This window comes from Corynebacterium camporealensis (assembly GCF_000980815.1).
GTDB classification, from domain to species: domain Bacteria; phylum Actinomycetota; class Actinomycetes; order Mycobacteriales; family Mycobacteriaceae; genus Corynebacterium; species Corynebacterium camporealense.
In genome coordinates this window covers 752,687-766,934 of record NZ_CP011311.1, presented here as the reverse complement: position 1 = coordinate 766,934, position 14,248 = coordinate 752,687, and the positions used below count along the sequence as shown (strand labels likewise).

At 60.5% G+C, this 14,248-nt stretch carries 13 protein-coding genes, 1 tRNA gene and 2 pseudogenes; 11 read left to right on the top strand and 5 right to left on the bottom strand.

Translation table 11 applies throughout. From position 1 onward, the window contains the following. Positions 1–3 precede the first annotated feature (3 nt). From UL81_RS03620 to UL81_RS03605, 4 genes are all read left to right on the top strand, one after another. Complete coding sequence (locus tag UL81_RS03620) at positions 4–801, top strand: thymidylate synthase (RefSeq protein WP_035107101.1); 798 nt, start codon at positions 4–6, stop codon at positions 799–801. Then, on the top strand, positions 801–1,331 hold the full coding sequence (locus tag UL81_RS03615) for a dihydrofolate reductase (RefSeq protein WP_035107100.1): 531 nt from the start codon (positions 801–803) through the stop codon (positions 1,329–1,331). The genes UL81_RS03620 and UL81_RS03615 overlap by 1 nt, the downstream gene beginning before the upstream one ends. After that, on the top strand, positions 1,332–1,613 hold the full coding sequence (locus UL81_RS03610) for a glutaredoxin domain-containing protein (protein ID WP_035107098.1): 282 nt from the start codon (positions 1,332–1,334) through the stop codon (positions 1,611–1,613). 59 nt (positions 1,614–1,672) lie between these two features. Beyond that, positions 1,673–1,745: transfer RNA gene (locus tag UL81_RS03605), tRNA-Arg, on the top strand. 953 nt (positions 1,746–2,698) lie between these two features. Here UL81_RS03605 and UL81_RS03600 read toward each other — a convergent pair. Further along, complete coding sequence (locus UL81_RS03600; RefSeq protein WP_035107096.1) at positions 2,699–3,232, bottom strand: hypothetical protein; 534 nt, start codon at positions 3,230–3,232, stop codon at positions 2,699–2,701. Positions 3,233–4,327: 1,095 nt separating this feature from the next. On the opposite strand from UL81_RS03600, the gene UL81_RS11630 reads away from it, so the two are divergent. The 5 genes and pseudogenes from UL81_RS11630 (at position 4,328) to UL81_RS12170 (ending at position 8,979) form a co-directional block, all read left to right on the top strand. Then, positions 4,328–5,071, top strand: coding sequence for a sortase family protein (locus UL81_RS11630; protein ID WP_236684503.1), 744 nt, complete (start codon positions 4,328–4,330; stop codon positions 5,069–5,071). Positions 5,072–5,246: 175 nt separating this feature from the next. Beyond that, positions 5,247–5,996, top strand: coding sequence for a hypothetical protein (locus tag UL81_RS11785; protein WP_046453270.1), 750 nt, complete (start codon positions 5,247–5,249; stop codon positions 5,994–5,996). A gap of 623 nt (positions 5,997–6,619) precedes the next feature. Continuing rightward, entirely contained in the window at positions 6,620–7,786 is a 1,167-nt protein-coding gene (locus UL81_RS11475) for a hypothetical protein (protein WP_052097805.1), read from the top strand. 265 nt (positions 7,787–8,051) lie between these two features. Next, a pseudogene (locus tag UL81_RS03580) lies at positions 8,052–8,694 on the top strand (DUF1906 domain-containing protein); the annotation flags it as partial. A 39-nt stretch (positions 8,695–8,733) separates the two neighbouring features. Then, positions 8,734–8,979 carry a hypothetical protein gene (locus UL81_RS12170; protein ID WP_407921723.1) on the top strand — a complete coding sequence of 82 codons (246 nt, stop codon included), beginning with the start codon at positions 8,734–8,736 and terminating at the stop codon, positions 8,977–8,979. Positions 8,980–9,024: 45 nt separating this feature from the next. On the opposite strand, the gene UL81_RS11470 is transcribed toward UL81_RS12170, so the two are convergent. Next, positions 9,025–9,771 carry a hypothetical protein gene (locus tag UL81_RS11470; protein WP_052097804.1) on the bottom strand — a complete coding sequence of 249 codons (747 nt, stop codon included), beginning with the start codon at positions 9,769–9,771 and terminating at the stop codon, positions 9,025–9,027. A gap of 59 nt (positions 9,772–9,830) precedes the next feature. Here UL81_RS11470 and UL81_RS12015 point away from each other — a divergent pair. Beyond that, positions 9,831–9,968 (top strand): annotated as a pseudogene (locus UL81_RS12015) (transposase); the annotation flags it as partial. 121 nt (positions 9,969–10,089) lie between these two features. Further along, positions 10,090–10,686 (top strand): IS5 family transposase, encoded by a 597-nt coding sequence (locus tag UL81_RS12010; protein WP_330217039.1) that lies wholly within the window; start codon positions 10,090–10,092, stop codon positions 10,684–10,686. Here UL81_RS12010 and UL81_RS11465 read toward each other — a convergent pair. The 3 genes from UL81_RS11465 to UL81_RS03550 form a co-directional block, all read right to left on the bottom strand. Continuing rightward, positions 10,649–11,473, bottom strand: a complete 825-nt coding sequence (locus tag UL81_RS11465) for a hypothetical protein (RefSeq protein WP_144407161.1) — start codon at positions 11,471–11,473, stop codon at positions 10,649–10,651. The two genes, UL81_RS12010 and UL81_RS11465, sit on opposite strands and share 38 nt — an antisense overlap. Positions 11,474–12,599: 1,126 nt before the next feature. Further along, a complete protein-coding gene (locus tag UL81_RS03555; RefSeq protein ID WP_035107093.1) occupies positions 12,600–12,803 on the bottom strand; it encodes a hypothetical protein in 204 nt (67 codons plus the stop codon). 43 nt (positions 12,804–12,846) lie between these two features. Beyond that, entirely contained in the window at positions 12,847–14,178 is a 1,332-nt protein-coding gene (locus UL81_RS03550; RefSeq protein ID WP_144407160.1) for an FtsX-like permease family protein, read from the bottom strand. Positions 14,179–14,248 lie beyond the last annotated feature (70 nt).

Sequence of the window (14,248 nt, the reverse complement as noted above, 5' to 3'; positions counted from 1 at the left end):
GGCATGATTAATACGCCATACGAAGATCTGCTGCGCAAGGTCTACGAAGAAGGCGCATCTAAAGGCGATCGCACCGGCACGGGCACGCGCTCGCTTTTTGGTGCGCAGCTGCGCTATGACCTGTCTGAATCCTTCCCACTGCTCACGACGAAGAAGGTCTATTTCCACGGCGTTTTAGGCGAATTGCTGTGGTTTTTGCGCGGCGATTCCAATGTGCGCTGGCTACAAGAAAACAAAGTGCGCATCTGGAACGAATGGGCTGACGAAAACGGCGAACTCGGCCCGGTCTATGGCGTGCAGTGGCGTTCCTGGCCCACCCCGGATGGCCAGCATGTCGACCAGATTCAGCAGGCCCTCGATACCCTGCGCGATAATCCGGATTCCCGTCGCAACCTAGTATCGGCGTGGAATGTCGCCGAACTGGACAAGATGGCACTGATGCCCTGCCATCTGCTCTTCCAGCTCTACGTCGCCGACGGCAAGCTCTCGCTGCAGGTCTACCAGCGTTCTGCCGATATGTTCTTAGGCGTTCCTTTCAACATCGCCTCCTATGCCGCGCTGGCGCACATGTTTGCCCAGCAGGCCGGCTTGGAAGTTGGCGAGCTTATCTGGACCGGCGGTGACTGCCACATCTACAACGACCACCTCGCCCAAGTCGAAGAGCAGCTCTCCCGCGAACCGCGCCCTTACCCGCAGCTGCGCCTGAACAAGGCCAAGTCGCTATTCGATTACGACTTCAGCGATTTTGAAATCGAAGGTTACGACCCACACCCGACCATCAAGGCGCAGGTGTCGGTCTAATGCTGGGGGCAATCTGGGCACAATCCCTCGACGGCATCATCGGCGACGGTGCGGACATGCCCTGGCATGTGCCGGAAGACCTCGCGCACTTTAAGGACGTCACCACCGGTGCTCCCGTCATCATGGGGCGTAAGACCTGGGAGTCACTCAACCCGCGCTTTCGTCCCCTACCGGGGCGCGACAACATCATCATCTCGCGTCGTGCACCGGGTGAATGGTCGGCTGGGGCATCGGTAAGCCGAGCCGTTCCGGAGCTCGACGAAGCCTGGATCATCGGCGGCGGGCAGTTGTATGCTGCCACCATCGACCAGGTCGACCGCATCGAAATCACCCTGATGGGCGCCAACATTGGCGATGCTTATGGCGATGCCGCCGTCTTCGCCCCGGAGGTTCCCAGCACCTTTGGATTAAGTTCCAGTACCGATTGGTTGACCTCTGAAAAGGGTCATCTCACCGTGCCGGGCCGCCCGCCCAGTGAGCTGCCCATTAAGTACCGCTTTTTAACTTACGAACGAAAGGACGCTGCATAGATGAGCGTTAGCACCCCCGACACTACTGAGCACGTCACCGTTTTCTACGCCGACTGGTGCCCGTTCTGCTCCAAGCTGCGCCAGGACCTCGCCGCCGATGGCACCCCGCACGCGCTTGTCGATGCCGAGGCTGAGGGCACCGAGGACATCAACGAGTGGATCAAGTCGGTCAACGACGGCAACCGCATCGTTCCGACCGTGCTGTATTCGGATGGCACCACTGCCACTAACCCAGCAGCTGCCGATGTGCGCAAGAAGTTCGAAGAGCTAGACGCCAGCTAAATAACGCAGCTCAAAGCGAAGCTGCTAACCTAAACAATCGTTGCGCATTGAGCGCACAAGCCCCAGTAGCTCAGTGGATAGAGCACCGCTCTCCTAAAGCGGGTGTCGAAGGTTCGAATCCTTTCTGGGGCGCTTTGCGATCAGTCGGGATATTGTTGACACTATCCGTCGCGACATGGTTGACAGTTAGCCCACCGGCCGGCACGTGGTCCGGCCCCATGAATACGGCGAATAATCTACGTGGGTTCGGATGCTTTTCGACGTGATCCTGCCCGGGCCCTCGCGCAGCTCTTAGAAGTATTATCTGTGCTCGATAATCTCCGATCCCGCACACCACGGGGCGCGCCCGTTTCTCGGAGGAAAGAATTTCTCCGGTGAGGCAGAGAAGGATTGCCGGCGCAATGGGACGCCCGGATTACGGGCACCCGGGCGAAAACAACGGTTGCCCGTCAAACACGGATCGAGCCGGAGGCATCCTCGAATTCGGTCGACTCCTCGGCGCCCGTCCTTTTGCGATTAAGTTTCGACGTGTAGCTGCCCCGGTTCCCGCCCACTTGCGGGAAAGCACCCGCATACATCCTTCAGAGCGGACACTGAGGTCGGGTAACGGCGGGTGTGCCGTTCGTGTTCTTGTGCAACGACGAAGCACGTCTTGCTTAAGTCGCGACGCCGAACACACGGCGCATGTCAGCATCGAATTTCCGTTACCCCGCCGTTTGCTCCGGTAAGTAGCGTTTGGCTAATCGGCCCGGCACTCAATATTTACCCCCAAAAGTAGTTACCGCGTAACCGGCAACTACAGGGGTAGCAGGACCTACCCCCGGGCCGAAAACACGGAAATGACTGTTCGCGCAGCCACGATGCCCATCCACTCACCCTTAGAAAATATGGCCGTGTACTGGAATTCCCTAGACGCCACCGCGCTTCGCGCGCGCAACCCTTTTACCTACATAAGTATCTTCCATTTTTCCACATTAATTGTTAGTCCAAAATATCTGAGAGTCGCCCGTAACCCCCTTACATAATTCTTCGATGTATTTAGTGTTGAACAAGGTGCCACTCACAAGGAGTGCGCCAGATCATTCTCATACGTCTGCAAGGAAGAGCACATGAAGCACATCTGAAAAGTCGCCATCGCCACACTGACCTCGGGCGCACTCGCACTCGCAGTTGCACCGGCAGCAGGAGCCCACACTGAACCGGCGGTTTCGGTTGACAGCGCCGTCGTCGAGCAGTTCGGCACCACCGCTCAAAACAACCAGGACAACCAGGGCAACGAAGGCAACTCCGGCAAGGACAAGAACAAGGACCGCGAAGGCAAGGGCGACAAGGACAAGGACAAGAAGGAGCCGAAGGGTTCCTCCGGTCTTGGCCTCCTGCTCCCGGGTCTGCTTATCCTCGGTTGCAGCTACTGGTTCCTGAACCAGGACGGCTCGACCTACGTCTCCTCCGAGGACCGCGTCCACGAGACCCCGACCAAGGAAGAGAAGAAAGTCTCCGACAAGCTCCTCGAGGACCACGCTGACGAAGTCGTCAAGCAGGCCAAGGAGGTCTCGGCCAAGGAGGCTCCGGTTCACGCCAAGAAGATCGTCGACACCCCGGCTGCCAAGGCCGTCCACGAGTACGCCGACGAGCAGGACCAGGCTGACGAGGTTGCCGCCACCACCGACCGCGGTATCGGCGCCAACACCGGCAACGGCTCCATCTCCCTCGGGGCGGTGGCGTTTTCACTTTCCTCGCACTGGACCCGCCCCAACGAGTTCACGGACCGCCAGAGCTTCTCGACGCAGCCCCGCCCGCGATCTCGAGCACGCCGAAAACGGCGATCACCGCCCAAGGCCTACCGAACTCACACAGCACGGGCACGCGGTTCTCCCGGTGGACAGATTGGACATCAGCCAGCCGGAGGAGACTGCTCTGCCGAGCGCTCTTACCGGTGTTGGGAACCATTTTGGGCACCGTCACATGTCGATTCAGCAGAGAACCTACGCAAGCACAGTGGGGTTCCACCCACTGGCTAGTACCCATTTTCCGAATCCACGCCCCTGCCGCCCCACCGACGGCTGCCGCTTGCCGACGTACACAGCCGCCAACTTCACCTCGGCCGTGTGCAGATAAACCTCGAACAACGTGTGCGGCCCCCTTGCCGATCTGCGTGGCGCCACTAACCCGGCCTGGCTGCGATTGTTTCGGCACCGCGTCCAGCAACCGTCTATACGACGGACTTCCCCGACGCTATCCGCCCCGACTCTCTCCTACCCACGCCCTTCAAGATCGGCAGTCAGCACGAACTCCCTCGAAGAGACAACCAACGCCCCTTTTACGAGAGACGCTCAAATCAACAAACTAGTTTCTGCCTTTAAGCACTTTTCAAGGAAAATTATCCCGAACCTCTATTGAAAATATGGCCTTTCAATTCAGAAGAACACGGTATTGCGTGGAATAAAACAATACAAAACAGCCCCCAGAGCGGCGCCGCCGAGAGCGCAGGGAACCACTGGACACCAGCCCGCCATAAACCAGAAGCCACCAGACCACGCCACACCCGATCGCACCCCCGGCCGCCACCACCGACACCCTCCGCAGGCGGGTTTTGTTTTCAATAAAGCCATCTGGAAGGCGTTCACAGACTCCTCTGCTACGCTTTGACACCTACTCACCACCCCGCCCACCGCGGATCAGGACCCTAGCTCGAGAGGACAAAACCGCGAGAAATGGACACTAATTCGCAACCAGTCGACGATGCCGATCTCGACGACGACACCACGCAGCCCCGACGTCCGATGCTGTGGATTGTTGCGGCGATCGCTGTGATCGCCGCGGTGGGCGCGGCGTTTGCCCTCTTCCAGCAGTCCAGCACACCGACTGAAGAGGCCGCCGAACAGCCTCCCGCCACCCCGGAAAACGTCGCGGAAGAACCGGAGGTCGAGCCCGCCGGCGGCTACGTGGACACCTCCGCACCTGTGGAGATGTACATACCCAGCCTCGACATGCACGCCGGCTTCGAGTCGGGTCCCTGCCGGGTAAAAGACGGGCTGATCGATCCAGTGACCATGGACCTAGCCTGCGCATACACCTCCGACGACAAGCCGTACTCTCTTCCGGGTAGCGACGCCGAGGATATCGTGGTCCTCGCAGGCCATACCGGCGCAGGAGTTCCCGGTGTCTTCGACGATCTTTACGACGGTGGCGCCGACGAGCACACCGTCGAAATCGGCGACGAATTGCTCGTTCGCACAGTTACCTCCGGCGATCAATGGCTGTCCTACCGCGCCACCGATTTGCACACACCTCAGAAAGAAGTGCTCGCACAATCAACCGAAATATGGGGTAGTGAACCCACACCCGGTCGCTTGCTGACGATTAGCTGTGTGCAGCCGCTGAACCCGTTCGCCCCGTCTCTCGAAAATGCCGTCGTGGGCTGGGAATATGCCGGTCTCGTCGACGTGGCCGCGTGACAGACGTTTCCTCCATATAAGCAACCTGTTATCTGTTTGGAATTATCTTCACTCAAAATATTTGAGAACCGCTCGTAACTTCCTTGCACTCTTCATCGATGTGCATAGTGTTGGACGCGTTGCTACTCACAAGGAGTACGCCAGACCATTTTTACCCTCTTGGAAGGAAGAGTACATGAAGCACATCGGCAAGATAGCCACCGCCGCGCTGACCTCTGGCGCACTCGCCCTTGCAGTCGCACCGGCAGCAGGCGCCCAGGTTGCAGGCCAGAAGCACACGCTGTCCCTTCCCCCCAGCTGCTTTCCGGATACAATCGTACATAACGGAACTGGATTTCTCCTGCCCGAATCAGGCGATCGAGTCCATCTGTCTAACATCAACGTCGTAGACGACCAGGGGACTCCGACTAACAGAAACGACGTAGACAACCAGGTGACTTGGGAAGTAACCTTCACCATTCCTGAAGATACCGAAGCAGGAACATACACCTTTGGAATCTACAACCCTGCGGAACAGTCCGTGACCTTTAGTTGGTGCCCCGGCCCCGAGGCCACCGTCGTAATCGAAGAGCCGGACAACGGCCACGACGAGAAGCACGACCACGCCGAGAACCACCACCACGACGAGAACCACCACCACGCCGAAAAGCACGACCACGCCGAGAACCACCACCACGCCGAGAAGCACGACCACGCTGAGAACCACCACCACGACGAGAACCACCACCACGCCGAAAAGCACGACCACGCCGAGAACCACCACCACGCCGAGAAGCACGACCACGCTGACGAAGTTGCCGCCACCACCGACCGTGGTATCGGTGCCAACACCGGTAACAACTCCGTTGCAGTCGGTGTCGCCGCGCTGGCTCTCGCCGGCCTGATCGGCTCCGCCGCTTTCGCAGCGCGCCGCTTCTTCGCCTAAAAAGATCCGGCGGCGCTAACCGGCGCTAACTAAACGCCACCTCCCCACGCTCGGGGCGGTGGCGTTTTCGCGTTTCACCTCCCGATTTCCCGGCGCAAAGAGCTTACCCGCGTGGACTTGCCCCAGTGTGAAGAGTGTCGACGGCAGACCCTCGCTAGTTCCGTTCAAAGTAAATCGGGCTCGAAAAATCTCTGCCACACAGCCGTCATTTCAGCTCCAGAATCCACCAGGATTACAGCTGTCGAGCCCCGACCGGCACACATTGTTCGGCGAACCTGTGAGCGCTAGCCAGACATGACAGCGAGCATTTCAACCGTGGGACCCCAAATTCAAACCCGTAGTTCCCCGAAAGCGCTCCCCTTTGATCCCCGCACCGAAGGGTCAAACACTTGAACGATGCCGCTACCCCGCCGATCCCCCCCACAGCAAGTCCCATCGTTACCTCCACCTCGAATGACAGCCTCTGTGATAAAGCCTTTAAGAGACAGAGAAACAGTTCAGAAAACCTTGTGCGACACGCGCGATAAGAAACAACCAATGTTTCCTATGTGACTAATGCGACTACTGGCGTTTACCGCAAGGAGTACGCCAGACCATTCTCATACTCTTGGAAGGAAGAGCACATGAAGCACATCGGCAAGGTAACCACTGCCGCGCTGACCTCTGGCGCACTCGCACTCGCAGTTGCACCGGCAGCAGGCGCACTGACCGACGAATACACGGCAACTTTTCGCATTTCCTGCGACAGCCACTACGTCGGCGATTTCGCAAAATCTTGGGTCACCATCGACGAAACCGGTAGAACAACCCCGCTAGACGGACAGTTGACGCGTGATCAGCGCAGGGCGAGCCTAACCTTCACCCCGCCGAGCGAATCCGGCGACTACAGAATCGAAGTACGTGACGGCAGCGGCGAGCTAGCAGCCGACTACTGCTGGGAAACGATCACGGTGAACGACGACGGTAGCGTCGAACGCACTGGCCCCGAGCGCGAACCAATCGATGAGGACGGCCCGTACGAGTTCGGAAACAACTGGGGCGACTTTTCCCACACCCCCACTACCGCCACCCGGGATGGCCTTGTCACCCTGCCAGAAAACTGCTACCCGGAGGAGGGGCAAACCGTCACGCTGTTCGACCCCGAAGATGAAGAGTACGAGAACACCTACTTCATCAGCGACGCCTTCGGAGCAGTCGAAGGTGACACCCTCAACTTCAACAAAGAGATCAAGCCTGGCACCTACGTGCTCAGCTACTTCCATCCAGGACCCTGGAGCGGCGCCTACGCCGAATGTGCAATGGTGACCGTCCCTGGAGAAGAAATCAACGACAACGATGACGAAGGCAACGGCGAGACCGGCACCGACCGCTCCTCCGCCGGTCTCCTGCTGCCGGCGCTGCTCCTGATCGGTTCCAGCTACTGGTTCCTGAACCAGGACGGCTCGACCTACGTCTCCTCCGAGGACCGCATCCACAAGACCCCGACCGAGGAAGAAAAGGCCGTCTCCGACAAGCTGCTCGAAGACAACGCCGACGAGGTCATCAAGCAGGCCGAAGCAACCCCGGACGAGCACACCGCCGAGCACGCCAAGCCCGTCGCCGACACCCCGGCCGGCAAGGACGGACACGACGCAGCCGTTCACGCCGACCACGACGATGCCGCCCACGACGACGAGCGCGGCATCAGCGCCAACACCGGCAGCAACGCCTTCGCCGTCGGCCTGGCGTCCCTCGCTTTCGCCGGACTGATCGGCGCCGCAGCCTTCGCCGCGCGCCGCTTCCTCGCCTAAACCGAGAAAGCCCCTCTGTGACACCAGTTGCCACCGACGAGCGCCTCCAGCCCAACCAGGGGCGGAGGCGCTTTTCGCGTCTCCGGCCAGCGCGGCGGCGGGCGGCAACATCGCTTCGGCGATTCGCCGCGCATCGCTGCCGGCAGATTCCTTCCCCCCCCTCACCTAGCCAGCTGTTGTCAGTGAGACTCGAGTAAGCAGTTGTTTAGATTGGGATACATGTGTTCTACCTGCATCACCAGCACTGACAGGAGTCCACAGGCCCGTGACCGACGATAAGCACATCCTTTCCCGCCGTTCCATCTTGAAAGCCGCCGGCATCGCGCTCGCCGCCGGCGCCGTCGGCAGCAGCGCCCTCCCCCGCGTCCACGCGCAAAACCGCGTTCTGGGCACCGTGATCAACTACGCCGCTGGCGTCCCCAGTGCCGCGTCCGTGAAAGCGGTCGGACACGTGGGCGCCGTCCGCTACGTCTCCCAGCCGCGGCCGGGCACCGAAAGCTGGATGACCGGCAAGCCCGTGAAGCTGAACGAAACCCGCGACTTCGCGGCCCAAGGGCTCTACACCGCCAGCGTGTACCAGTACGGCAAAGGGACACCGCCGACTGGTTGCGCGGTGCCGCCGGAGCGACCGTCCACGCGCCGCAGGCCATCGCCCTGCACGCCGCCGCCGGCGGTCCGACCGGAGTGCCCATCTACGTCGCCGTCGACGACAACCTCACGCGCACTCAGTACACCAACCAGATCAAGCCGTACCTCGCCGCCTTCGAAACAGCCCGCGCGGCCGCGGGCTACAGCATGGGATCTACGGCAACTACAGCACCATCGACTGGGCGATCGCCGACGGCCTCGGCGACTTCTACTGGCAGCACAACTGGGGCTCGGGCGGCCGCATCCACCCGCAGATCCACCTGCACCAAGTCCGCATCGACAAAGACACCGTCGGCGGCGTGCGCGTGGGCATCAACAACGTCTACCAGGCCAACTGGGGCCAATGGCAGCCCGGCGCGGCAGCCCATCCCGCGCCGCCCCGGCAGGAAAACAACCGGCCGGCGCCGACACCGGCGACCGGCACCCGGTCGGGCGCGGACCGTTCCAGCATCCCGGACATCAACATCAACGGCTCGTCCGTCTCCGGCGAACAAATCAAGCAGGGCGCCGACATCGCCGCCCAGCTCGCGCAGCACCTACGCTAGCCGAGGGGGCATAACGCTCGGCAGCCAGCTTGCGGCCGAGAACCGCTAGTCCATCTTGCCGGCAAGCTGCGCGTCGACGAACTCCGTCAGCTCGTCGGCGGTGCCGTTGACGGCCGCGGCGGCCACCCATCCGTCGCCGTAACTGACGGAGGCGTGCAGGTCGCGGGCGTCCGACCACGCCCATTTCGAGCCGATCTCGCCGTCGAGTTCCACCGTGCCGAAGTCCTGCGCGTAACCGTCGGCCGCCACTGAGTCGGCCGTCGCCATCGCTAACAAGATGGGATGCGCCGGATTGTCCTGGCGCAGCGCCGCGATGAACATCGCCACGTCGTACGTCGCCTCCTGCGGCTTTCCGTGGTCGAGGACGTAGTTAGCCAGGTAGAGCTTAATCAGGCTCAGCGCCGGGCGGGCGAAACGCTGCGTCGCGGTTCCGGTGATCTCGCCCGTCTCCAAGTTGATGAACGTCGCCTGGGCGCCGTCCCAATTTTCCTCGTAGTCCACCTCGGTGGGCTCCAGCTCGGACAGATCGCCGCCAAACTCTTCGGGTTCGCGGACATCCGGCTTCGGGGCGGGCACGGGTTCCTCCTCGTCGGCCGCCGGCGCGGTTACGATGGTCGCGGACAACGGGCGTTCTTCGTCCTCGCTACTGGCGGTCGCGCCCTGCGCCCACACAATCGGGATCGCGGCCGTCCCCCCGGTTAGGATCAGCGCAAGGCTGACCCCCAGGGCGGGAAAACGGCGGCGCGCACGCCTCGGATACTTAGGGCGTGTCTGACAATTGAGGGAAAGCACGGCATGGGATCCTGGCTCCCGTGTCGCGTTTCCAATTGTTGACTGATGCCCAGTGGGAGATGGTCGCCGACCTCCTACCTCGTCGTACGGGCAGAAAAGTCCGACCCTTCTCCGATCCCCGGCAGATGCTCGAAGGCATCCTCTACCGCCTGCGGGTGGGCATCCCCTGGCGGGATCTGCCGGACTTTTTCGGTTCCTGGCAGGCGGTCTACACCTGGCACAACCGGATGGCCAGAGACGGCACCTGGAATGTCATCCTCGAGCGTCTGATCGCCCAGGCTGACGCCGAAGGCCTAATCGACTGGTCGGTGTCGGTGGATTCCACGATCAACCGGGCGCACCAGCACGCCACCAACATCACGCGGGTCACAGGGGGCTTCGTCGAATTACAACAACCCGCTGGCCGAGCCTCCTTATCACGCGGTCGGCCGATCCCGGGGTGGGTTGTCCACCAAGATCCACGCCCTGGTCGACGGTCACGAGCTACCCCTGACCATCATCCTGACCGCAGGTCAGCGCGGTGACTGCCCGGTGTTGATCCCGTTGCTGGAACGCCTGCGGGTGCCCAGGACAGTGGGCCGCCCGCGCACCCAGCCCGATGAACTCCGGGCGGATAAGGCCTACTCGTCGCGGGCTGTACGCAGATACCTGCGCGAACACAGAATCACGGCAACCATCCCGGAGAAGAAGAACGTCATCGCGGCCCGCAGGCGGAAAGGCTCGAAGGGTGGGCGGCCGCCCTCCTTCGACGCCGAGTCCTACAAGGGCCGTAACGTGGTGGAACGGTTCTTCGGCAACCTCAAACAGTGGCGAGGCCTGGCCGCCAGGTTCGACAAACTCGCACTCGTCTACCGGGCGGGCGTGATGGCCGTCGCGGTCATGATGTGGCTGCGGAAATTGTCAGACACGCTCTAGGGCGATGCACCATGTGACGCCACCACGTCGATGTATGGATTTCAGCGACGAGTCCGCCATCAAGCTCTTGGTCCGCGATCTCTTGATCGGTCTGCTCTCGTCCACGGGCGTCGAGGACCTCATTCCACCATTTTTGCCGGGCGGTCGCTACGTCGTCATCAGTCCGTTGAGACCATAAAATTTGCCGCTTCCCTTTGCTGGCCTGTTCCCATTCGAGCCAGATACGCCAGTGGGCGGGGATGCTCACCGTGTTCACCTCACCGCTTTCCATGTCAGCGACGGCGAGGCCATCATCTTCGAGCCACGCATCCCAAGTGCGCGGATTCTTCCAAAACCAGCGCGGGACGTCGTCACTCTCCACTAGGTCGTTGAGGTACTCGAAGGGAGTGATGTTTCTCCCCCGCGCTTCTTTAGTGTTCACACCTCCAGCGACTTCCGCGCCAATCTTCGCGGCCACGTCCATCGTCGCCTTCTGCAGATAGCTACCGATAAAATCAGCTCCCCCGTCGTCAACGGGACGTAGATCAAAACCGGATGAACCGGGGGTCGGCATCCCGGCCTTGACGACCCCCTTGGTCCAGCGACGGAACCAGCTATAACCGAGGTATCCACCCGCCACAAACTGACGATGAACGTCAGTGACGTCGTCGACGTCAATGTCCAGAAGGCCAGCAACGACACGGCGGTTCACGGCCTCAGCGATCGGGCGATAAGAACAGATCACCGTGTGAATGTGGACGTGCCAACCACTGCCGCCTTCTTTCGGATCGCCCCATGTAACTTCCACAGCACGGATGGTTCCGCCGATACCAAGCCGGTCCCGGTCCCCCTGTTTCTCCGGGTACTCGTACAACTTGCCCTCACGCGCTTCGTACGCGCTTTAGTTCCCGTCCAGGCGACCGTGCCCACCACTTCTCGCCAGCCTGCCGAAACAGCCTCCCAGACTTGGTCCAGGCTATGGTTGGCGTGGTGGCTGACGGTAAGCGTAGCCATCCATGCCTGTCCCCCGGTTCGTCGCACTTGGTCCAGCGCCGCACCAATCTCCAACGAACGCCTCATTGCAATCACCGCCGAACATCGTGGGCAGGCCCAGACGCTACCGCAGTGCAGAAGTCCCGAGTAGCCTGCCCCAGTCTGGCCACGTCGAATACCGACCCGGTCCGCAGCGGGCGCACCACTGTCAGGGTCCAGGCGTAACATCCGTCCGCACTGTCGCACTCCACGCATTGTGCTCGCTCCCCAGAGCGCGGCACGAGCGACATAACGAACTCGACGGCGTCGGTGAATGTCCGAAATACTGCTTTTCGTTTCCGCTGGTCCAGCGGTTTCCACGCAGTAACTCCTATTACTATCAAGGCCGCCATCATCGGTACCTTTTTCCCCCTTCGGGGGAACGCCCAATGCGCTGATCGCTCCGCTTCCGTCGCTCCCGTTGCTTGCGCCGCGTGCGTCGCTGCCGGTCGGGATCGTTGCACTTGCGGCTTGCGCTGCGGCCTGGCGGCCGTTCGCGCCGCACCCTCCTTCGGCGGTCGCTCCTTCGCGGCGCTGCGCGTTGGTCGCTGTGGTCGCGTCGCTGCTTGTGGGCGGGGCGGGGATGTATTTGTTGGCGGCGTGGTCGTTGTTGGCGTTGGTGACGCGGACGCGGTCGTAAAAATAGTTTGCGGATGACATGAGATGTCCGTTCCTCTCATGCCTGGCGTGGTCCCGTGGTGGTCCCGGCGGGGCCGGTCCCGGTGGTCAGGATGGCCTGTCATGGCCCACGTAATCTAGGTGACCTGCGGTTTTGCGATAACCAGTGAGGTGACCCCGATCCTCCTAAAGCGGGTGTCGAAGGTTCGAATCCTTTCTGGGGCACTCTACCAGCAACTTTACAAAACAAACGGGGCGAAAAGCCCCGTTTGCTACGTCAGTTGCTACCCCAGCGAATCAAGTATCTTCTTCACGCTGCGTTGGCGGACTGCTTCTAAGTCATGGCCTGGGTAACCCCGCTGTTCTTCTTCGTATTCTTCGCGGAAGTGCGGATACTTCTCTTCCAGCATGTCAACGATGCGCTTCACACTCCGCTGGCGAACAGACTCCATCTTTTCACCGGGATAATCTCGAGTTTCTTTCTCCATCGCAGCCTCCTTATACACATTGTATCTATCGCTGCTCCGCAACTTAATCGTTCTTGCGAGAGACCCTATCGATAACGCGATTACGCAGTGGCACGACAGCAAGCAGAGCAAGCAGCACCACTGCCCAACCGGCCCCCAGCAGCAGGAACGAGTTCATAACGCGGGCACCGACGGACATGTCTCCTGCTCCCATGAATGTCGCGAAGCAAAAGATCGCACCAACCAAGAACCCGACGACACTTACTAAGACCACCGGGCCGAAGACTTCAAAGAAGTTGACGCGGAAGTGGAAGCCGCGCTGTACGCCCAGTCGGGATAATGCCTGGTTGAGTCCGGCTGAGTCATAAACTTCCTTGGCTTGTCCAACGAAGATCGATAGTGCGGCAATGATGAAGCCAAAAATCAGCACCAGAACGCCACCACGGGCAATGTCTCCGAAAATCACACTTGCCTGCTCATCAGCGTTCAGCGAGTGCGCAAAATCGTCTTCACCGAAAGGGCTAATCACCAGCAGTCCGGCGATGAAGCCGAAGAAGGCCACTGAACCGCAGCGGCTCCACGCCTTGCGCCCATTGGTAGCTACCCGGCGCGCTGCAACGTAGTGTGCGGTTCCCGGTAATGCACTTGCCAGCCTGCCGGATAATTGCAGGGCCCAGGGCATCACTAGATTGAGGGCTAATACCTGCAAAAACAATGTAATACCCAAAATGACGACCATGGAGAGTACGACAAGTCCCGCATCAAACTGGCTCCCCACGACTGCGGCAACGACTACAACGACAACGAATGCAACGAGACGCGACCAGTGCATGGACTTTGGCATCTGCTGGCGAGACACTCCCAGCGGGGTCACGCGCACCCGTTGCATGCCTAAGAAGGCGGAGAACTCACACAGCAAGAACAGGACAACGGCGACCACGGAATAAAGCCCCCAGGGACCAATAAGATCGTCGGATTCAATGGGCGTTGCTTGGAATTCCAAGCCCAGATATAGCGGCAACGTTAAGAAATACATACCCAGTCCCAGCACGATGCCGATAATGGCCTGTACTGCGGTTTCCAACATCGTCATGCGGGTGACATCGCCAGCTGACAAACCGATAAGTCGCAAGGTCGCCAATCGCCGTTCACGCCCTGCAGCACCCAGCACAGTAGCTTGCGATACCAGGGAGATCACCGCAGGAATCATCACTGCACAGGCTAAGACAGCAAGCAAGAGCCATATGGGATTCGTTGTCCCGTTGTCATACACCGCCATTACTTGTCCGGCTGGCGAGAGTAGCTCCGGGTGGGCCCAGCGCTGGAGAAACATCCAGGCACCAGCAGCAACAAGGAAGGAGACTGCTGAGCCAACGGCGATAGCGATAATCGCCAATATGGATACAGTTCCATTACCGCTGCGGTTTTGAATACCTGACTTTTGTAGGTCCCAGGTGAGTGTCGAT